16 protein-coding genes are annotated in these 21,300 nt (G+C 66.3%); 7 read left to right on the forward strand and 9 right to left on the reverse strand.

Translation table 11 applies throughout. From position 1 onward, the window contains the following. Positions 1 to 16 precede the first annotated feature (16 nt). From BST47_RS03620 to BST47_RS03630, 3 genes are all read left to right on the forward strand, one after another. Positions 17 to 1,384 carry an FAD-binding oxidoreductase gene (locus BST47_RS03620; protein WP_083123858.1) on the forward strand — a complete coding sequence of 456 codons (1,368 nt, stop codon included), beginning with the start codon at positions 17 to 19 and terminating at the stop codon, positions 1,382 to 1,384. A gap of 81 nt (positions 1,385 to 1,465) precedes the next feature. Then, positions 1,466 to 2,707, forward strand: a complete 1,242-nt coding sequence (locus BST47_RS03625; protein ID WP_083123859.1) for a cytochrome P450 — start codon at positions 1,466 to 1,468, stop codon at positions 2,705 to 2,707. Beyond that, entirely contained in the window at positions 2,707 to 3,291 is a 585-nt protein-coding gene (locus tag BST47_RS03630; RefSeq protein ID WP_083123860.1) for a TetR/AcrR family transcriptional regulator, read from the forward strand. The genes BST47_RS03625 and BST47_RS03630 overlap by 1 nt, the downstream gene beginning before the upstream one ends. Before the next feature lie 10 nt (positions 3,292 to 3,301). On the opposite strand, the gene BST47_RS03635 is transcribed toward BST47_RS03630, so the two are convergent. The 6 genes from BST47_RS03635 to BST47_RS03660 form a co-directional block, all read right to left on the reverse strand. Next, complete coding sequence (locus tag BST47_RS03635) at positions 3,302 to 3,598, reverse strand: hypothetical protein (protein WP_083123861.1); 297 nt, start codon at positions 3,596 to 3,598, stop codon at positions 3,302 to 3,304. A gap of 34 nt (positions 3,599 to 3,632) precedes the next feature. After that, positions 3,633 to 4,037 carry a heme-binding protein gene (locus BST47_RS03640; protein ID WP_083124255.1) on the reverse strand — a complete coding sequence of 135 codons (405 nt, stop codon included), beginning with the start codon at positions 4,035 to 4,037 and terminating at the stop codon, positions 3,633 to 3,635. Positions 4,038 to 4,156: 119 nt separating this feature from the next. Beyond that, on the reverse strand, positions 4,157 to 6,562 hold the full coding sequence (locus tag BST47_RS03645) for an arylsulfatase (RefSeq protein ID WP_083124256.1): 2,406 nt from the start codon (positions 6,560 to 6,562) through the stop codon (positions 4,157 to 4,159). Positions 6,563 to 6,675: 113 nt separating this feature from the next. Next, positions 6,676 to 7,395: a siderophore-interacting protein gene (locus tag BST47_RS03650; RefSeq protein WP_083123862.1), complete on the reverse strand. Its 720-nt coding sequence runs from the start codon at positions 7,393 to 7,395 to the stop codon at positions 6,676 to 6,678. 27 nt (positions 7,396 to 7,422) lie between these two features. Continuing rightward, the gene (locus BST47_RS03655) at positions 7,423 to 8,562 is read right to left on the reverse strand and encodes an acyltransferase family protein (RefSeq protein ID WP_083123863.1); all 1,140 of its coding nucleotides are present in this window, start codon (positions 8,560 to 8,562) and stop codon (positions 7,423 to 7,425) included. Then, the gene (locus tag BST47_RS03660; RefSeq protein ID WP_083123864.1) at positions 8,559 to 10,247 is read right to left on the reverse strand and encodes a DEAD/DEAH box helicase; all 1,689 of its coding nucleotides are present in this window, start codon (positions 10,245 to 10,247) and stop codon (positions 8,559 to 8,561) included. The genes BST47_RS03655 and BST47_RS03660 overlap by 4 nt, the downstream gene beginning before the upstream one ends. Positions 10,248 to 10,253: 6 nt before the next feature. On the opposite strand from BST47_RS03660, the gene BST47_RS03665 reads away from it, so the two are divergent. Next, positions 10,254 to 10,889 carry an LppP/LprE family lipoprotein gene (locus BST47_RS03665; RefSeq protein WP_083123865.1) on the forward strand — a complete coding sequence of 212 codons (636 nt, stop codon included), beginning with the start codon at positions 10,254 to 10,256 and terminating at the stop codon, positions 10,887 to 10,889. Positions 10,890 to 10,940: 51 nt separating this feature from the next. Here BST47_RS03665 and BST47_RS03670 read toward each other — a convergent pair whose 3' ends face one another. Beyond that, positions 10,941 to 11,870 carry an endonuclease domain-containing protein gene (locus BST47_RS03670; protein WP_083123866.1) on the reverse strand — a complete coding sequence of 310 codons (930 nt, stop codon included), beginning with the start codon at positions 11,868 to 11,870 and terminating at the stop codon, positions 10,941 to 10,943. 191 nt (positions 11,871 to 12,061) lie between these two features. Here BST47_RS03670 and BST47_RS03675 point away from each other — a divergent pair, with 191 nt between their 5' ends. Together BST47_RS03675 and BST47_RS03680 are read left to right on the forward strand one after the other, a co-directional pair. Next, the gene (locus BST47_RS03675) at positions 12,062 to 15,481 is read left to right on the forward strand and encodes a TM0106 family RecB-like putative nuclease (protein ID WP_083123867.1); all 3,420 of its coding nucleotides are present in this window, start codon (positions 12,062 to 12,064) and stop codon (positions 15,479 to 15,481) included. Further along, entirely contained in the window at positions 15,478 to 16,854 is a 1,377-nt protein-coding gene (locus BST47_RS03680; RefSeq protein ID WP_083123868.1) for an FAD-binding oxidoreductase, read from the forward strand. Before BST47_RS03675 ends, BST47_RS03680 begins: the two co-directional genes overlap by 4 nt. Here BST47_RS03680 and BST47_RS03685 read toward each other — a convergent pair. Then, positions 16,851 to 18,953, reverse strand: coding sequence for a DHA2 family efflux MFS transporter permease subunit (locus tag BST47_RS03685; RefSeq protein ID WP_107528844.1), 2,103 nt, complete (start codon positions 18,951 to 18,953; stop codon positions 16,851 to 16,853). The genes BST47_RS03680 and BST47_RS03685 overlap by 4 nt on opposite strands. 81 nt (positions 18,954 to 19,034) lie before the next feature. Continuing rightward, on the reverse strand, positions 19,035 to 20,366 hold the full coding sequence (locus tag BST47_RS03690; protein ID WP_083123869.1) for a multidrug effflux MFS transporter: 1,332 nt from the start codon (positions 20,364 to 20,366) through the stop codon (positions 19,035 to 19,037). 145 nt (positions 20,367 to 20,511) lie between these two features. Between BST47_RS03690 and BST47_RS03695 the strand changes: the two genes are divergently transcribed. Beyond that, positions 20,512 to 21,264: a hypothetical protein gene (locus tag BST47_RS03695; protein ID WP_083123870.1), complete on the forward strand. Its 753-nt coding sequence runs from the start codon at positions 20,512 to 20,514 to the stop codon at positions 21,262 to 21,264. Positions 21,265 to 21,300 lie beyond the last annotated feature (36 nt).

Genomic DNA, 21,300 nt, shown 5'->3' on the forward strand with positions numbered 1-21,300 from the left:
CTCGTAGCATCGACTCATGAGTGCGGATGCGCTGGCCGGCCTGATTGCCGAGCTCCCCGAAGGTGCCGTCGTCATAGATCCCGACATCTTGGCGTCCTACCGCCAGGACCGCGCCTTCGACCCGAATGCGGGAACACCACTGGCCGTGGTGCGGCCGCGGTGCACCGAAGACGTGCAGGCGACGCTGCGGTGGGCCACCGCCAATCGGGTGGCCGTCGTGCCCCGCGGTATGGGCACCGGTTTGTCCGGCGGCGCAACCGCGTTGAACGACGCGATCGTGCTGACCACCGAGAAGATGCGCGACATCACCGTCGACCCGGTGACCCGCACGGCCGTCGCGCAGCCCGGCCTGCTCAACGCCGAGGTCAAGGCCGCGGTCGCCGAGCACGGGCTGTGGTATCCGCCGGATCCGTCGTCGTTCGAAATCTGTTCCATCGGCGGCAATATCGCCACCAACGCAGGCGGGCTGTGTTGTGTGAAATACGGCGTCACCACGGACTACGTCCTCGGGCTGCAGGTGGTCTTGGCCGACGGCACCGCGGTGCGACTCGGCGGTCCGCGCCTGAAAGATGTCGCCGGGCTCTCGCTGACCAAACTGTTCGTCGGCAGCGAGGGCACGCTCGGCGTCATCACGGAGGTGACACTTCGCCTGCTCCCGCCGCAGCGGGTGGCCAGCACTGTCGTCGCCACGTTCGATTCCGTCGAGGCCGCAGCGCAATCCGTCGTCACCATCACCGGCAAGATGCGGCCGTCGATGCTGGAGTTCATGGATTCGGTGTCGATCAACGCCGTCGAAGACAAGCTGCGGATGGGGCTGGACCGGACGGCCGCCGCGATGATGGTCGCGGCGACGGACGACCGTGGCGCCACCGGCGTCGAGGATGCCGAGTTCATGGCCGAGGTGTTCACCAAATACGGGGCGAAAGAAGTGTTCACGACCGCGGATCCCGATGAGGGTGAGGCGTTCGTCGCGGCCCGAAGATTCTGTATACCCGCCGTGGAGATGAAGGGCTCGCTGCTGCTCGAGGACGTCGGCGTTCCGTTGCCCGCGCTGGCAGAGCTGGTCGGCGGCGTGGCGAAGATCGCCGCGAATCACGACCTGTTGATCTCGGTGATCGCGCACGCCGGCGACGGCAACACCCACCCGCTGATCGTCTACGACCCCGCGGACGCCGCGATGACCGAACGCGCCCACCAAGCGTTCGGCGAGATCATGGATCTGGCCGTCGGCCTCGGCGGCACGATCACCGGCGAGCACGGCGTGGGCCGGTTGAAGCGCCCCTGGCTCGAGGGACAGATCGGCCCGGATGCGATGGAGCTCAATCGGCGCATCAAGGCGGCGCTCGACCCCGACAACATCCTGAACCCCGGAGCCGCGATCTGATCGCTGTGCGTTATCTGCGACAAATCGGGCAGTCTGCTTCTACCTATTGACACTCGGGGTGCGCTGTCGTACCAATGAGACATGACGGCAACTCTGTCTCAGAGCTCACCGGTCGGTTTTCAGCTAGCCTCCGCCAGCACCTGGGCCAACCCGTGGGGTATGTACCGGGCGCTGCGTGACCACGACCCCGTCCACCACGTCGTGCCCGACGACAGGCCTGACCACGACTACTACGTCATGTCGCGGCATGCCGACATCTTCGCGGCGGCGCGCGACCACGAGACCTACTCCTCAGCCCAGGGTTTGACGGTCAACTACGGGGAACTCGATCTCATCGGCCTGGCCGACAACCCGCCGATGGTCATGCAAGACCCGCCGGTGCACACCGAGTTCCGCAGGCTGGTGTCGCGTGGCTTCACACCCCGTCAGGTCGAGGCCGTCGAGCCCAAGGTGCGCGAGTACGTGAGAGAGCGGGTCGAGCGCCTCCGTGCCAACGGTGGCGGCGACATCGTCGCCGAACTGTTCAAGCCGCTGCCGTCGATGGTCGTCGCGCACTATCTCGGCGTGCCGGAAGGCGACCGCGACAAGTTCGACGGCTGGACTGACGCGATCGTCGCGGCCAATACCGCCGAGGGTGGCATCGGCGGAGCGCTCGGAAATCTCGGTGACGCGCTCGGCGAGATGATGGCCTACTTCACCGCGCTGATCGAAAAGCGTCGCGTCGAACCCGAGGACGATACGGTCTCGCACCTCGTGGCGGCGGGCGTCGGCGCGGACGGCGACATCGCCGGTGTGCTGTCGATTCTCGCGTTCACCTTCACCATGGTCACCGGCGGAAACGACACCACGACCGGCATGCTCGGCGGCTCCGTGCAACTGCTGCACCAGCGACCCGACCAGCGAAAGCTGCTGGCCGACAACGCCGATCTGATCCCCGACGCGATCGATGAGTTCCTGCGTCTCACCTCGCCGGTCCAGATGCTCGGCCGGACGGTGACCCGCGACGTCACGGTCGCAGATACCACCATTCCCGAGGGGCGGCGCGTGATGCTCCTCTACGGATCGGCCAACCGCGACGAACGCCAGTACGGCGACGATGCGGGTGAACTCGACGTGACGCGTAAACCACGCAACATCCTCACGTTCAGCCACGGCGCGCACCACTGCCTCGGTGCCGCCGCCGCCCGGATGCAGTCCCGCGTAGCGCTGACCGAGCTCCTGGCGCGGATCCCCGACTTCGAGGTCGACGAGGACGGGATCGTCTGGGCCGGAGGCAGTTACGTGCGCCGCCCGCTGTCGGTTCCGTTCACGGTCATCCGCTGATGGCCGGCGACTGGCTGGCGGCGCGGCGCACCGAGGTCGCCGCCGACCGGATCCTCGACGCGGCGGGTGAACTGTTCGCCGCAAAAGAGGCCGCGACCGTCGGCATGCACGAAATCGCTTCCGCCGCAGGGTGTTCGCGCGCGACGCTGTACCGGTACTTCGAGAACCGTGAGGCGCTCTACACCGCGTACGTGCACCGCGAGGCCTACCGGCTCTATCGCGAGATGACCGACCAGATCACCGCGCTGGTCGATCCCCGTGAGCGTCTGATCGAAGGCATGATCGCCTCACTGCGCAATGTTCGCGAAAGTCCGGCGCTGGCATCGTGGTTCGCGACGACGCAGCGACCGATCGGCGCGGAGATGGCTGAGGAATCTGAGGTCATCAAGGCGTTGACTGAGGCGTTCGTCATCTCGCTCGGACCCGACAACCCCGAACTGGTCGCACACCGGTCACGCTGGCTGGTGCGCGTCATGACGTCGCTGATGCTGTTCCCCGGGCATGATGAGGACGACGAGCGGGCGATGCTCGAAGAGTTCGTCGTGCCGATCGTGCTGCCCGCGGCATGCGAGCGGCTGGGCTGACGCCCGCGGCCTAGTTGCATCCGGAGGCGTTGACAAACCGGCCGTTGTAACCGACACACCCGGTGACGTTCGGAGGCGGCGGCGGGTCGTACGGCATCGGCGCGTAGTACGCCGGCGGCGGAACGTAAGGCGCGACGGCGTCGGCGATATTTGCGCAGCCACTCACAGATACCCGTCGGCCCGCACTCACGCACACGTCGGCGTTTGCGATTCCCGGGGCGTGAACAGTGACGATCGCGCCGGGGACAGCTGCGAGAGCGAAGACGCTCGCCGCCGCGATAGCCCAGGGCCTTGTCCATCGGGTCATGTCGGTTATCTCCTTAAGGGGCTCGATTGGCACGTCACCTATCCAGAGGGGCTGGCGCGTCGCAGCGATTCCTCAGATCCGTCACCGGCTGACGGATGGCGTTGAGCTCGGCTTCAACCTGAGGATTGGCGTCCATATAGGTCTGCACCCTGCCGCGGAGTTCCTCGTTCGGCAGCCCACGCAGACTGGTGAAGAAGTTGTTGACGTCCGGGTGGGTGAACAAGTACTGCCCCGTCGCCGTTCCGACTGTGCCCGACGCCTGCGCCAGGTCGGCTGCCGTGCACCCAGGCGGCGGGGCCGCAGGCGCCGGAGGCGGCGGGGCGGGCGTGGGTTGAGCAAATGCCACTGCGGAGCCCCCGAACAGCATTGCGCCGGCCACCGCCCCGCTACCGATCACTGCAACCGCGCCACGCCGTGCAGCGCGTCCCGATATCACCATTTCGCTCCCGTCGTAGAGGCGTTGGGAGCCCTCACGTGAGACGGCTACCGACGGCAATAACACAATCACAACCGCCGGCCACAAGGTCGCGATTGGACCGATTGCCGAGCGGGTGACGGCTATTGCCGCGCCATCGCAATCCGGAAGCGTTCATCGGGGTCGACGTAATGGTCGGCGTCCTTGGCATCTTCGCCGAGGTCGATCCGCACCCAGTCGATCTTGCCGCTGAACCTGCTGGTGTGGGCGGTGTAGTCGGGGCTGACGGTGGTGCCCGATTCGTAGCCGACGTCGGTCGTCTCGTCGGCCGAGAAGATGAAGCCCTGCGTCTGGTCAACGCGGCCGCTACCCACCCTCTTGCCGTCGTAGAAGAGCGTCACATTGCCGCCCTTACCCATCCCGCCGCCGTCGTACTCGAACTCCATGCGTACCTGGGTGGTTCCGGTCGGCACGGCTTCCGTCGCCTCGATGTCGAAGGATTTGATACCGAGCACGTTGTAGTGGAACTTGGCCCGACCGCCCTTGGCGTAGAGACTCCAGCCCCCGAACCGACCGCCCTGGGCGATGATCACGCCTTCCGCACCGTCGGCGGGCACGTCCACCTCGGAGGTGACCGCGAACGATTTGTTCTTGATGTCGACGACGCTGTTCTCCGATAGCCGCCCCATGCCCGCGAACAGCAACTGGCTGTTGCCCTTGATCAATGACGGCCGACCGGCGGTCGTGGGGTTGATGCGCTCGATCTGCCGGTCGTCGAGGGGAAGAACGTTGTACTTGACCGCCTCGATCAGCCAGAGCCGCTGCAGCTCGTGCAGTTTCGCTGGGTTCTCTTTGGACAGATCGTTGGCTTGGGTCCAGTCGCTGTTTCCGTCGTAGAGTTCCCAGACATCGTCGTCGAAGGCAGGCATCACCGCGCCGCCCATCGCCCATGGTGTGCGGTGCTTGGTGACCGCGCTCCATCCCTTGTGATAGATACCGCGGTTGCAGAACATCTCGAAGTATTGCGTCTCGTGCCGCTCGGGCGCATCGGCGTCGTTGAAGCTGTACAGCATGCTTGTCCCCTCGTAGGGGCTCTGCATCACGCCGTTGACCATCATCGGTGCCGGGATGCCTGCCGCCTCCAGAACAGTGGGTGCGAAATCGATGACGTGGCTGAACTGGTTGCGGTGACCCCCCTTTTCCTTTATTCCCTTGGGCCAGTGCACAATCGTGCCGTTCCGGGTGCCGCCCCAGTGCGACGCCACCTGTTTTGTCCACTGATAGGGCGAGTCCATGGCCCATGCCCAGCCCACCGCGTAGTGGCCATAAGAGCCCTCACCGCCGAACTCATCGATCTTCGACATCAGGAATTCGGGCGTCTCGATGTCAGCCATCCCGTTGAAGTTCGCCATCTCGTTGAATGCACCCTGCAGCGTGCCCTCCGCCGAGGCGCCATTGTCGCCGACGATGAGGTAGACGAGAGTGTCGTCCATCAGTGGCTCCAACACATCGAGCAGTCGGCCGACGTGGTGGTCGGTGTGCTCCATGAAGGCGGCGTACACCTCCATCTGGCGCTCGAGCGCCGGCCGCAGCGCCGGGTCCATGTCCGCCCAGGCCGGGATCTCCGCGTCGCGCGGCGTTAGGACGGCGTCTGGCGGAATGACACCGAGTTCCTTCTGGCGTTCGAATGTGATCTCGCGCTGCCTATCCCAGCCGTGAGCGAACTTGCCCTTGTACTTCTCGATCCACTCCTTCGGGACGTGGTGCGGCGCGTGGGTGGCACCCGGCGCGAAATACATGAAGAAGGGCTTGTCGGGCAAGAGCGCCTTCTGCTGCCGGACCCAGGTGATCGCCTTGTCAGCCAAATCCTCAGTGAGGTGGTAGCCCTCCGCCGGGGTTTTCGGTGGCTCGACTGGGGTGGTGCCCTCGTACAGCGCAGGATCCCACTGATTGTTCTCGCCGCCGATGAAGCCGTAGAAATACTCGAATCCGCCGCCGCCCGTCGGCCACGCGGTGAACGGGCCCGCGGGGCTGGTCTGCCACACGGGGACCTCGTGGCACTTGCCGAACTGCGCTGTCGAATAGCCGTTGAGTTTCAAGGTCAACGCCAGCGGCGCCTTGGTATTCGGGAGTACCGAGGTGTAACCCGGTGCTGCAGTGGCAGTTTCAGTGATGTTTCCCATACCCACCGAATGATGGTTGCGGCCGGTGAGCAAGGCCTGACGCGTGGGTGAACACAACGCCGTGGTGTGGAATCGGTTGTATTTCAACCCACCCGCTGCCAACTTTTCGAAATTGGGTGTCTGGCAGGGGCCGCCGAACGCGCTGCTCGCGCCGAATCCGACGTCGTCGATCAGGATCACGACCACGTTGGGAGCCGTCGCGGGTGGACGCACATCCTTGATCGGCGGGTAGCTGGTGTCCGGATCTTTCGCGTCGTACGTCGTCAAGCCGACATGCGTTACATCCGGGATGGGAAGGATGTCGCGCCGCACAGGGGGTGCCCCTGCGTCGGAGTGGCCACTGTCGTGCACTGACGAACCGGGCATGAACATCCTCTCGACGGTTCGGACCCACTGTTTAGTCCGACCCGGCCACACTATGCGGCCGGGTCCGTCGACGCCGGAGTTCTCGACCGAGGCTCGAAGTGTTCACCGTTTTGTCAGGCGACCCAATACGCCTGCGCCTTGACGGAGTTGCGAGGAATGCCGTAATCCTCGCGCAGCACCTTGGCGACGGCACGGGTGGTGCGGTTGTCGCACGCCACCCACGCGAAGTGGTCGGCAGCATCGAACGCCGACGAGCTGATGCGCTGGATCAGTGCCTCACCCTTGTTCTTGCGGTCCACCCACTCGACGTCGACGTTGCGTCCACCCACGGGCAGATCTTTGTCGCTGTCGTGACCGGCTTCGAGGAACACCCACGCCGGAGTGTCGCCGATCGCGTCGAGCAGCGAGTTGATCGCAGGCAGCGAGGCGGTGTCGCCGACGATGACATAGCCCGCAGGCCGTGGTTCAGGTAGTCCGAAGTTGCTGCCGAGGACCGTCACGTCGACGGTGTCGCCCGGCTTCGCATTGCGCGCCCAATTGGCGGCTATGCCGTCGTGCAACGCGAACTCGATGTTCACGGTGCCCGCCGCCGGGTCGGGGTCGACCAGCGTGTAGCCGCGTTGGTGCAGCTTGTCCCCGTGGGCGAACCACATCCGTATCCACATTGTCGGGTGCAGCGATCGGTCTGCCAGCAGACCGCCGGCATCGAAGCTCAGCCGTATGTAGTGGGGGCTGAGCTCGTGCCGCTTCGTCACGGCCAGGGTGTGGTCGCCGGCTCCGAGGAGCTTGAGCACCGCGCCGGAAAATCCGCGCGACAACTTCGTATCGGACATGCAAGTTAGGCTACCCTAATAAAACGATCAGGGGGTGCGCACGCGGGTGACGCGGTGCAACAGCCAGGCCAGCGGCACCGTCACCCCGAACGTGACGATGAACAGCCACCACATCGAGCCGGTGTAGATCGGATACCGCACGATCTCGACCATCACCAGCTCCATCGTGAGCAGGTGGATCAGGAAGATCTCGTAGGAGATCTCGCCGAGGAAGACCATGGGCCGCGACGACAGGAACCTCGCGTAGAGGCCACGGTCCCCCAGCGCCAGCGGCGCCACCATGAGCGTGGCGATCACCGCGTAGAAGCCCGCTTTCACCAACGCCTCACGCAGTTCCGCCGGTGACGTCGTCGGCTCACCGCCAATCGGCGTGGACACGATGGAGTAGCAGACCAACGCCAGCGGAATGCATGCCAGCCCATATGCCCTCACCCCGAGCGGCTGCAGGGCCGCGAGAAGCATGCCGCCGAGGAACCACACCAGGTATGTCGGCAACCACAACCGCGCGGCATCGGGCAGGAAGTCGGTGGTGTGCACCAGGATCAGCCACGCCGGGGTGAGCAACGCCAACGCGAAAAGACCCGTCAACAGCAGACCCGGCCGCCATTGCCTGCGGCACAACACCACGAGCAGTAGGTAGGCCAGCGCCGGCAGGGCGATGTAGAACGCCACCTCGACCGCCAGGCTCCACATCTGCGTAAGCCCTTGGTGCAGAAACGAATACAGGTAGTTGTCGGTGTAGATCTGGGTCAGCGTGAGGTTGCGAAATAATCCTTCCCAGGTGTGGCCGGGGTTGGGCCCTGCCGTGCGGAAGTGGTACAGCAGATATGCAGCGAGCACCGTGACGACGTATGCCGGCATGATGCGTCGCACCCGATGCCAGGCGTAGCGGCGCACCGAGGGCGGCGAATCACCGGTCGCGGCAGCCTTCACCCACGGGCTGAAGAGCAGAAAACCCGACAGCACGAAGAACACCGGCACGCCGATCTCCGCACGCGACCACACCAGACCCAGGTAGCCGTGGGTGTACTTGCCGGTGGTGTACGCGGCGTGGGTGAGCATGACGAGCAGCGCCGCCACCGCCCGGACGCCGGTGAGCGATGCGACCCGCTCGGCCTTGCCAACCGATTCCAGTCCGCCTTGAGCGACGCTGTTCGACAGAGTCATTTGGACTTGTGGCCGGTTTTCCCGCCTTTTCGTGGCGGACGATCAGGTTGCAGGTTGATCAAAATGCCCTGAATACGGGTGTGCTCGAGGGCTTTCATGGTTTCGCGGGACAGCTTGGCCGGCAGCTCCACCAAAGAGTGGTCGGGCCGGATCGAGATGTGCCCGAAGTCGCTGCGGTGCAAGCCACCCTCGTTCGCGATGGCGCCGACGATCGCACCCGGCATCACCTTGTGGCGCTTGCCGACCGCGATGCGATAGGTGGCGAAGTCGCCCCGCCGCTCGCGTGGCTTACGCGGACCGCCCTCGCGCGGTCCGCGGTCGGGTCGTTCGCGACGCTTCTCCGGTGGCGGCTCGGTCATGAGGAACTCTTCGCCGTCACGACTCTGCAGCGCCAAGGCCGCGGCGATATCGGCAAGGGGCACATCGTTGTCGCGCTCGTAGCCCTCGATCAGCTGGCGAAACATATCGATTCCGGGCGCATTGAGAGCCTCGGTGATCGAGTCGAGGAACTTGGCGACGCGCTTCTCGTTGACGTCGTCCACCGAGGGCAGCTCGATCTCGACGAGCTTCTGCCTGGTGACCCGCTCAATGGACTTGAGCAGATGACGTTCGCGTGGTGTGACGAACAACAACGCGGTACCCGATCGGCCCGCCCGACCGGTGCGTCCGATGCGGTGCACATAGGACTCCGGGTCGTGCGGGATGTCGTAGTTGAGCACGTGCGAAATGCGTTCGACGTCCAGGCCGCGCGCCGCCACGTCGGTGGCCACGAGGATGTCGAGGCTGCCGTCCTTGAGCGAGTTGATGGTGCGCTCACGGACCGCCTGCGGAATATCGCCGTTGATCGCGGCGGCGGAAAACCCACGCGCACGAAGCTTTTCGGCGACTTCCTCGGTGGCCTGCTTGGTGCGGACGAACACGATCATCGCGTCGCCCTGCTCGACCTCGAGCAGGCGGGTCAGCGCGTCCATCTTGCGTTGGTGCGACACCTGCACATACCGCTGAGTGATGTTCTCGGCGGTCTGCGTCTTGGACTTGACCGTCACTTCGACCGGGTCGTGCAGGTACTTCGACGTGATCTTCTTGATCGCGGGCGGCATCGTCGCCGAGAACAACGCGACCTGCTTGTACTCGGGGGTGTCGGCAAGGATGCGCTCGACGTCCTCGGCGAAGCCCATCTGCAACATCTCGTCGGCCTCGTCGAGCACCAGATAGTCGAGGTGGGTGAGGTCGAGCGTGCCCTTCTCCAGGTGGTCGATCACCCGGCCCGGGGTGCCGACCACGATCTGCGCACCGCGCTTCAGCCCGGCGAGTTGGGGCCCGTACGAGGATCCGCCGTACACCGGCAGGACGTTGACCCGCAGGTGGGCGCCATACCGGCTGAACGCCTCGGCTACCTGCAGTGCGAGTTCGCGAGTGGGCGCCAGCACCAGCGCCTGGGTGGTGCGGCTGTCGGTGTCGATCTTCGACAGGATCGGGATGGCGAACGCCGCGGTCTTGCCGGTGCCCGTCTGTGCCAGGCCGACGACGTCGGAACCTCTCAGCATCGCCGGGATCGTCGCGGCCTGGATGGCCGACGGTGACTCATAGCCGACCTCGTGGACGGCCTGCAGCACCGATGGGTGCATCTGCAGGTCCTCGAAGGTCAGATCTGCCCGGTTCTCGTCCGGGTCGGGGGACGTCATCAGTCGATGAGTCTAGTGCCCGCAACGTGCCCGACCCGCCGCGCGGCCTGCCCGATCGCCGAGGCGGGTTTCGGTACGGTGCGCAACGTGAAGTCGGCGGTCAAAATTTGTTTGGTGACGGTCGCAGTGGCATCCGCAGTGGCCGGGTGCGGGTCCAGCGACTCCACCGCGTCCAAAACCCCCGGGCCGCCTCCCGTGAGCACGCCGCCCCCGGCGGGTCCACCCGCGCCGTCGGCGCCTGCAGCGGCTCCGGCCGCCGAAGCCGATCCGTGTGACGTCAACCTGGCCGCACCCGAGATCGCCAGCGCGGTGTCGGAGTTGCCGCGGGATCCGCGAAGCAACCAGGGCTGGTATCCGGTCCCGTTGGCCGGCAACTACAACCAGTGCGCGCAGTTGTCTGCGGTGATCGTCAGGGCCAACACCAACGCCGAGAACCCCAACACCCGCGCCATGATGTTCCACCTCGGGCAGTTCATCCCCACCGGCGTTCCGGATACCTATGGCTTCAACGGCATCGACAACGCCGTGACCACCGGAGACACCGTCGCGCTGCGTTACTCCAACGGAGTCTCCGGGCTGGACAGCGTGGTGCGGTTCCGCTGGAACGGCAACGGTGTCGAGCTGATCGGCAACACGGGCTAATTTCCCGCCGAACGTGGATTACCCGCACATGTTTTGCGTGCGAAGCGTGCGTTAAGCCCACACTCGATTGGCCGGATCGAGCCACGAGATGCGGGCGTCAAGTCGGATGTCGTCGCAATTTGGCCATCCCACCGCGCGCATCGCGTCCCGTACACGCGCCAGGAACACATGCGGGCGATAGCGCAGGAGATCTCGACTCACCCGGATGATCACCCAGCCCCGTGCGGCCAAGTCGGCGAGCCGATCGATGTCACGCGCATGCTGTTCAGGGTCGTCCCAATGTTGAGGACCGTCGTATTCGACACCGACCTTCCATTCGTCCCACCCCATGTCCATCCGGCCCACAAACGCGCCGTAATCGTCGACGACGACGATCTGAGTTCTCGGTTTGGGGAAACGAGCAGCGATGAGGAGCAGCCGCGTCCTGGTTTCCTGCGGAGACTCAGCGCCCCCGTCCATCAGTTCCACTACACGCCGCAACTGCACAACTCCGCGGGCACCGTGATGGTCGGCCGCAACGCCTACGACCTCGTGCGGTTTGAGGTCTGTCGCATTCGCCAGCGCATCCAGGCGGATGATCGCCGTTTGCAGCGAGTCTCGTCGGCCGATATCGAATCCTGTGCGCGCCGGCGTCGTCATCGGTATCCCCTGCACGACGCAACTCTCTTCATCGGCCAGCCGCGCGCGATGAATGAGGATGCCGTCGACATCGCAGGTGTCCTGCCGGACCAGCTCCGCCGGTAGCGCTGCGTCAATCCACTTTGTCCCGTGCAGCGCCGCGGCGGATAGTCCGGCGACGGTCGCGTTGCGCTGCGACCACAGCCACGCTGCGACGGCGCGTCGCTGGGGATCGAGTTCCACCCTCTTGTCCAGATAGACATTGCGATAGACCATCCGGTGGCGGCTGACCAGCGTCCGCCTCGTCACCGTGCCGGCGGCTACAGCTTCAGTGCCGATGAACGGCATGGGTTCCTGATTCATGCGCCCACCGTCGGCGCGAGGTCCCACACCGAGTGGCCGTCGAGACGCTGGTGCGGACCGAGCTGTGGATGAGTACGCGGATGTGGATGGACGAGTGCGGTCTTGCGTCACGCTCGGGCGGCATTTCGTGTGCCGGTAACCCACGTTCGCGCCTGAGGTGAGGTGTCGCCGCGCTCACCTACAGTGACAGCGTGTTCGTTGTTGGCCAAGGAACGCAGGCCCGAGTCATCTACAGCGCATCCGATCTCGCGGCGGCCGCCCGCTGCGAGTACGCGCTGCTGCGCGCATTCGACGCCAAACTCGGCCGGGGCCCGGCCGTCTCGATGGAAGACGAATTGCTCGCCCGCACCGCCCAGCTCGGTGGCGAGCACGAACAACGGCACCTCGACGAGCTTCGCGCACTGACTGAGGAGAACGTCGCGGTCATCGGCAGGCCCGACTACACCGTCGACGGACTGACCGCAGCGGCGGAGGCGACCATGCGCGCCGTGCAGCGCCGCGCGCCCGTGATCTATCAGGCCGCGATGTTCGACGGCCGCTTCGCCGGTTTCGCGGACTTCCTGGTGCTCGACGGCGACGCGTATCGGCTGCGCGACACCAAGCTCGCGCGTTCGGTCAAGGTCGAGGCCCTGTTGCAGCTCGCCGCCTACGCCGACACCCTCGCCCAGGCAGGCGTGCCGGTGGCGTCCGAGGTCGAGTTGGTGCTCGGTGACGGCGCGACGGCGAGATACCGCGTCGACGAACTGCTCCCGGTGTATTTGAGCAGGCGCACCAGCCTGCAGCGGCTGCTCGACGATCACCTGGCCGGCGGGGCCGCGGTCACGTGGGAGGACGAGCACGTGCGCGCATGTTTCCGCTGTCCGGAATGCGAGATCCAGGTGCGCGCCCACGACGACCTGCTGCTCGTCGCAGGAATGCGGGTGAGCCAGCGGGCCCGGCTCATCGACGCGGGCATTCTCACCGTCGCCGACCTCGCCCGGCACGCCGGACCGGTGCCCGAACTGTCGGCGCGCACCGTGACGACACTGGCCTCCCAAGCCCGGCTGCAGACGACTCCAAAGGTGGACGGCAAGCCGCCTTACGAGGTCGTCGACGCGCAGCCGTTGATGGTGCTGCCCGACGCGAACAAAGGTGATCTGTTCTTCGACTTCGAGGGCGACCCGCTGTGGACCGTCGACGGCCACGAATGGGGTTTGGAGTACCTGTGGGGCGTCCTCACCGTCAACGACGAGTTCCACCCGTTCTGGGCGCACGACCGCGCGAGTGAGCGCAAGGCACTTGTCGATTTCCTGGCCATGGTGCGCAAACGGCTGAAGCGCCACCCGGGCATGCACATCTACCACTACGCGGCATACGAGAAGAGCACGCTACTTCGGCTGGCCGGTCGCTACGGCGTCGGCGAGAATGACGTTGACGACCTACTGCGCAACGGCATACTCGTGGACCTGTATCCGTTGGTGCGCAAGAGCATTCGAGTCGGTACCGAGAACTACAGCATCAAATCCCTCGAACCCCTCTACATGGGCAACGAATTGCGCGACGGCCAGGTGACCACCGCCGCAGATTCCATCACGCAGTACGCGCGTTACTGCGCACTACGCGACGAGGGAAGATCCGACGAAGCGGCCGTCGTGCTCAAGGAGATCGAGGACTACAACGTCTACGACTGCCGCTCGACGCGCCGCCTGCGTGACTGGATGATGGCCCGCGCCATCGAATCCGGTGTCCCGCCGCGCGGACCGCAGCCCGTGCGCGACGACGACGTGATCGAACTCGGTGATGACCTCGAACGCAAGCTGATGAAATTCGCGGGCGACGGCGTCGAAGCGCGGACCGCCGAACAGACCGCTGTCGCGATGATTGCTTCCGCCAGAGGTTTTCACCGTCGCGAGGAAAAGCCGTTCTGGTGGAGCCACTTCGACCGCGTCAACAACCCCGTCGACGAGTGGGCGGACAACAGCGACGTTTTCATCGCCGACAAGGCCGTCATCGACAACGACTGGCACCAACCGCCGAAAGCGCGCAAGCCCCAGCGACATGTGCGACTGATCGGCAGCCTCGCCAATGGCGGACTGACCAACAACATGTACGCGCTGTACGACCCGCCCGCGCCCGCAGGCCTCGCCGACGATCCCGACCGACGCGGCTTCGGGAGTGTCACCGTCATCGGGTACGACGACCCCGAGGTACCCACCGAAGTCGTGGTCTGTGAAAGACCACCCAAGGACGGCGACATGTTCAACCAGGTGCCGTTCGCGCTGACGCCGGGACCGCCGATCAACACCAGGCCGCTGCAGGAGTCGATCGACGCGACAGCGGCCGACGTGGCCGCTGGACTCCCCAGCCTGCCGTGCGACGCCGTGACCGACATCCTGCTGCGCCGTCCGCCCCGAACCGTCCGCGGCGGCGAACTCCCCCGCAGCGGCGTGATCGCCGACGACATCGCCTCAGCGCTGAGGGATCTCGATTCGTCCTACCTGGCGGTGCACGGGCCGCCGGGCACCGGCAAGACTTTCACGTCTGCGAAGGTGATCGCGCGACTGGTAAACGACAATGCGTGGCGCGTCGGTGTGGTGGCCCAGTCACACGCGGTGGTCGAGAATCTGCTCGGTGGCGTGATCGAGGCGGGTGTCGACCCCGACCGCGTGGGCAAGAAGAAGAGCGCCGGCATGCCGTGGCAACAGGTCGAGGAGAAGGACTACGCCGCGTTCATAGCCGACCCGCAGGGTTGTGTAATCGGTGGCACGGCATGGGATTTCGCGAATTCCGGACGCGTACCGCGGCTCTCGCTCGACCTGCTCGTCGTCGAGGAGGCCGGCCAGTACAGCCTCGCCAACACCATCGCCGTCGCGTCGGCGGCGCGTAACCTGTTGCTACTCGGCGATCCGCAGCAGCTGCCCCAGGTCAGTCAGGGCACCCATCCCGAACCAGTCGACACATCGGCGTTGGGCTGGCTCATCGACGGAAGACACACGCTGCCAACCGAATTGGGCTTCTTCCTCGATCAGTCCTATCGCATGCACCCTACAGTGTGCGCGGCGGTCTCACGTCTGTCTTACGACGGCAGGCTGCAGTCGCACGACGCGGTGACCGCGGCGCGCAGCCTCGAGGGGCAGGCGCCCGGGGTGCGTGTGCTCAGCGTCGAACACGACGGCAACTCCACCGACAGCCCCGAGGAAGCCGACGCGATCGTCGCCGAGATCCGCGGCCTGCTCGGCACCGCTTGGACCGACGAAAGCGGCACGGTTCCCCTGACTCAGCAGCACGTGATGGTTGTGACGCCGTACAACTCGCAGGTCGTGACGTTACGGCGGCGCCTCGATGACGCGGGGCTGACCGACGTCGAGGTCGGCACCGTCGACAAGTTCCAGGGCAGGCAGGCGCCGGTGGTGTTCGTGTCGATGACCGCATCGTCGGCCGACGATGTGCCACGCGGAATCGCGTTCCTGCTCAACCGGAATCGGCTCAACGTCGCCGTGAGCCGAGCCAAGTATCTCAGTGTCATCGTGCAGTCGCCGCTGCTGACCGAGTACCTGCCCGGCACACCGGATCGCCTCGTCGAACTGGGCGCGTTCCTGTCGCTGCGCACGTGTGATAGACCCACGGCATGAACTTGACCGAGCGGCTGGCGGACATCGTCGGCCCCGGCTACGTCAGCACCGACCCCGATGTGCTCGACGGCCGCAGCGTCGACCACACCGGGCGTTACCGCGGGCACGCCGCGCTGCTCGTCCGGCCGGGGTCGGCCGACGAAGTCGCGGACGTGCTGCGTGCCTGCCGCGACGCGGGGGTGTATGTCACCGTCCAAGGTGGACGCACCTCACTGGTGGCCGGCACGGTGCCCGAGCACGACGACGTATTGCTGTCGACGGAACGGCTGCGCGACATCGGCGAGGTCGACGTCGCGGAAAGACGGATCCGCGTGGGAGCCGGCGTCACGCTGGCCGAGGTGCAGCGCGCGGCGACGGCGGCGGGGCTGGTGTTCGGTGTGGATCTGGCCGCGCGCGACTCGGCGACCGTCGGGGGTATGGCGTCGACGAATGCCGGTGGGCTGCGCACGGTGCGCTACGGCAACATGGGTGAACAGGTCGTCGGCCTGGACGTGGCGTTGCCCGACGGTACGGTGGTGCGCCGGCACAGTCAGGTCCGCATGGACAACACCGGCTACGACCTGGCGTCGCTGTTCATCGGCGCCGAGGGCACGCTCGGTGTCATCACCAGCCTGGACCTGAGGCTGCATCCCGCCCCGCGCAGCCGGGTGACCGCGGTCTGCGGGTTCGCAGACTTGGAGGCGCTCATCGAGGCGGGCCGGGTGTTCCGAGAGATGGACGGTATCGCGGCGCTGGAGTTGATCGATGCCCGCGCGAGCGCGCTGACCGCCGAACACGCCGGGGTGTCCGCGCCCGTCGAGGGCGCCTGGCTGCTGCTGATCGAATTGGCGGGCGACTGGGGGCACCACCCGCTTGCGGGGGACGACCAGACCGAGCGTCTCGCCGGGGCGCTGGAGGAGGCGCAGCTGGCCGGCGAACCCGCGGTCGGTGTGGACGGGGTCGCGCAGCAGCGGCTCTGGCAGGTGCGCGAGTCCGTCGCCGAGGTGCTCGGCGTATACGGACCTCCGCTCAAATTCGATGTCTCGCTGCCCCTTTCAGCGATTCCGGCATTCGCGAACCAGGCCGTCGATCTGGTCGCCGAACATTCACCGGAAACCATCCCGGTGCTGTTCGGCCACATCGGCGAAGGGAATCTCCATCTCAACCTCGTGCGGTGCGTGCTGGAGCCCGAGCGCGAGCACGATCTGTATTCGGCGATGATGGGGCTGATCGCAGATCTGGGCGGCAACGTCAGCTCTGAGCACGGCGTCGGCACCCGCAAACGCGACTATGTGTCGATGTCACGCACGGCGGCCGACATCGCGGCGATGCGGGCGGTTAAAGCCGCGTTCGATCCGACCGGCTACCTGAACCCCGCGGTGCTCTTCGGCTAGTCCGGCCAGGGGGTGGAATGTCTACCGTGGCGGGGCGTGTCATCGCGATCCTGCCGGGCATGCCTGCCATTGGACTCGAACCAGAACGTCCGCGGCTCCGGTTCTTCGTCGCGCGCCCGGTGTCGCGACGGTTCGCGCTCGTTGAGGCGACGCGCATGGCGGCCGGCCGGGTCGGCGAGCGGCGGCCGCGGCACCGGCTGGACGTGCTTTTCATCGTCGACGTGGAAACCGTTGTGTGCGAATCCGACCGGCTCGACCTTCGGCGGGGGCGTATCCGCGCCGCGCAAGAAGTCCAGGATGTCCTGCGCTGCCGGCGGCATGTCCTCGACCCCGGCGGGGTATTCGTCGGTCACGTGGCGCCAGGACTCGACGGGCTCGTCGTGCCAGAGGTCCGCGGGCGCATGCAGTACGTGCTGCGGGCGGGAAGCCATCGGCTCGGTGGCCGGTTCGGGATCGGACTCGGCGGTAGGCCGACGTGTCCTGACCGGTTCCACGTCATCCCACGACACCGTGTACTCGACGTAGTCGTCGTGGTCGACGGCGAACCCCTGGTCGTCGCTCCATCCCGGGGCGTCGCCGATGTCGCGGTCGGCAGGCGGATCGTCGAACTCCACCGACCGCGGACTACCGAACCCTAGGAAGAACAGCGCCGCGCCCACCCCGAACAACGCGAAGAACGCCGGCAACAACAGCGTCTGCGACATCGCGGCCGCGAACGGTTCCTGAAGGAATGCCGGCAACAGGTTCACGCTGTCGCCCGCGGGCGACTCCGCGCCCGTCACTCCCACCTCGTCGCTGATCCGCCACGCCATGAAGGCCGCCACACCCGCGCTGCCCAGCACCGACCCCACCTGACGGGTGGTGTTGTAGACGCCCGACCCCGCCCCGGCCAGATGCGGCGGCAGATTGCGCGTGGCCGTTGCTGCGAGCGGCGACCAAATGAACGCCATGCCCACGCCGGTGACCGTCAAAGGCAGCACGATTCGCCAGATCGGAGTGGCGGACGTCATTTCGATGGACAGCCACGTCATCGCGATCGCCACCAGCGAGAAGCCGAAGCCGATCACCGGGCGTGGATGGGACCTGTCGATGATTCTGCCGACCAACGGTGCGAGCACACCGCTCGCGATGGCCATCGGCGCCACCACCAGTGCCGAACGCGTCGGCGAGAGGCCGCACACCTCCTGGGCGTAGAACATGACCGGCACGATCATCGCCGTCACAACGAAACCGATGGTGGCCACACCGATGTTGGACAGCGAGAAGTCACGGTCGGCGAAGATGCGGAGCGGAACCAGTGGATCGGTGGGGTTGACGTACTGCCAGAACACGAACGCGGCCATGAAGCCGATGCCGCCCGCAATCGTGCCCCACACCCACGGCGCCCAGCTGTGCGACTGCCCTTCCTGCAGGGCGAACACGATCATGAACATGCCGATGCCGGACAGCGCCATGCCCAGCAGATCGAGCCGCTTCACCTGGGTGTCCAATTGCGGAATCAGGCGCACGGCCAGGGCGACCCCGAGGACACCGACCGGCACGTTGACGAAAAAGATCCACTGCCAGCCCAGGACGTCGAGCAGCAGACCACCGGCGAGCGGACCGACCAACGTCGCGACGCCCGCCGTCGCGCCCCACAGGCTCATCGCGACACCGCGCCGGTCGGCCGGGAAGATGCGGGTGATCGTCGACAGCGTTTGCGGTGTGAGCAGAGCCGCCCCGAAACCCTGCATGACCCGCGCGATGATCAGAGTGTTGATGCTGTCGGCCAGCCCGCACCACAGCGACGCCAGGGTGAAGACCGTCAGCCCGACCACGTAGAGGTTCTTCGGTCCGAACCGGTCGCCGAGTCGGCCCGCCACGAGCAGCGGAACCGCGTAGGCGAGGAGGTAGGCGCTCGTCACCCAGATGACCGAGTCATAGCTGGCGCCGAGGGCGGCCATGATGGACGGGTTGGCGACCGACACGATTGTCGCGTCCACGAGGATCATGAAGAAGCCGACCAACATCGCCCACAACGCGTGCCACGGGTTCGCGGCGGCGGTGCCGCGCATTCCGGGGCCGCGTTCGTCGTTCCGGGAGGTCAGGGTCTCGTACATCACATCGACTTACTCAAGGATTCGGCCGACGCTACGGATGGTGGCCGACCCCGACAAATCAGGGTCGCGCCATTACAGACCTCAGGCCGGCTCTGGGACGGCGTCGCCGATGACACCGTCCCGCTCATTGTCCTTGGATACGGGCGCCGGCGTGCCCACCGCCCGAGCCCCGACGCGCAGCGTAAGGGCCAATGCGAACAACGCGATCACCATACCGACCGTCATCACCAACGCGAGGGCGAACTCGTCGTTGCCGAGCACCCCGACGAGCGGGGCGATCGCCGCACCCAGCCCGAACTGCGCCGCGCCGAGCGCCGCCGCCGCGGTACCCGCGGCCTCGGGATGCCGGGTCAGTGCGACGGCGGGAGCGTTCGGAATCACTAGACCCATCGCGCCGAGGATCGCCCACACCGGAATGACGAATCCGAACAGTCCACCGACGTGGGCAGCCGAAAGACCCACGAACACAACGCCCACCACGGATGCTGCGGCCAGCGCCCACAGCGCGATGGTTTGCGGTGTGAACCGGCGCAGCAGCACCACGTTGAACTGGGTGGCACCGATCAGCGCGACGGCACCTGCGGCGAACACCAGCGCGAAGGCCTGCTGGTCCAACCCGTACCGGCCCTGCAGCACGAAGGCCGCACCCGCGATGTAGGCGAACAGCCCGGACATGCCGAGCGCGGCGACGAGGACCAGCACGACGAAGCGGACGTCGCGCAGAACCTCGACGTAGGTGGCCGCGATGCTGCGCACCTTCAGCGGACGTCGATGCGACGCCGGCAGGGTTTCCGGCAACGCCAGGGCGGCCAGCAACAACAGCGCCCCGGCCATGACCACCAGCACCGCGAACACCCAATGCCAAGACGCCTTCAACAGCACGACCGCACCCAGCGAGGGGGCGAGCACCGGAGCAGCGCCGAGCACGAGCATCACTCGGGAAAAGACAGTGGCGGCGACCGACTCTTCGAACAAATCCCCGATCGCGGCGAACGCCACGACCATCGCCGCGGCGGCACCCACACCCTGCAGCCCGCGCGCCACGCCCAGGACGGCGATGTTCGGCGCGAAGAGGCACACCAGCGACGCCAGCATGTGCAGGGCGATGCCGGCCATCAGCGGTCGGCGACGACCGAGCGAGTCCGACAGCGGACCGACGATCAGCTGTCCGAGGGCGAGGCCCGCAAGGGTTCCGGTGAGCGTCAGCTGCGCCACCGACGACGACACCCCGAGGTCGTCGCCGATCTTCGGCAACGCCGGAAGGTACATGTCGATGGTCAGCGGGCCAAGGGCAACCAACAGTCCCAGGATCAAAACCATCTTGGTGCGGCTCGGCGACTTCGCCTCCGGCGAGGAATCCCCGGAGGTCGTCGATTCCACAGCCGTCGCGTCCACAGCGGGTGATGTTGCCATGAAAATGGTTAGCGTCGCTTCCCAATATTTTCTTCCCCACTTCACAAACAGTGAGCGCGATCACGTTCGGGCACCCGCCGCGCCCGTTCGCGCGTTCATATGGGGCTAGCCTGAAAGGCCAGCCGTTCGCACAGGGAGGCCGCACATGAGTGCCAGGTCAAGCGCCAAGAAGCAGCTGCCGGCGACCAGAGATGGCGTCGACGAGAATCCGGGTGCCGCGGCGAAGGTCCTCTCGACGATCATCGAACGCAGCGCACGCGTGCAGGCGCCCGCGGTCAAGGCCTACGTCGACCGGCTGCGCCAGCAGAGCCCCCATGCGACACCCGCCCAGATCGTGACCCGCCTCGAGAAGCACTACCTTGCCGCAGTGATGGCCAGCGGCGCCGCCGTCGGCTCGGCGGCCGCCTTCCCCGGGATCGGCACGCTGGCGGCCATGTCGGCTGTCGCGGGCGAGACGGTCGTTTTCCTCGAGGCGACGTCGCTCTATGTACTGGCCGTCGCCGAGGTGTACGGCATCCCAGCCGATCATCGGGAGCGCCGACGGGCTTTGGTCTTGGCGGTGCTGGTCGGCGAGGACAGCAAGCGCGCGGTGGCCGATCTGCTCGGCCCCGGCCGCACGAGCGGGTCCTGGCTTGCCGACGGGGCGGCGACATTGCCGCTGCCCGCGGTCTCACAGCTGAACTCGAGGCTGCTGAAGTACTTCATCAAGCGCTACACGCTCAAGCGCGGAGCGATCGCATTCGGTAAGTTGCTGCCGGTCGGCATCGGGGCCGTCGTCGGTGGTGTCGGCAACCGGATGATGGGCAAGCGCATCGTGTCGAACGCGCGCAACGCGTTCGGCGATCCGCCTCCTCGCTGGCCGGCAGCGATTCACGTCCTGCCCGCACCGCGAAACTAGCCGTCACCCGGCACGCGTCTGACCACAACGACCATA

Origin of the sequence: Mycolicibacterium tusciae, assembly GCF_002086795.1 — a bacterium.
Taxonomy (GTDB): domain Bacteria; phylum Actinomycetota; class Actinomycetes; order Mycobacteriales; family Mycobacteriaceae; genus Mycobacterium; species Mycobacterium tusciae.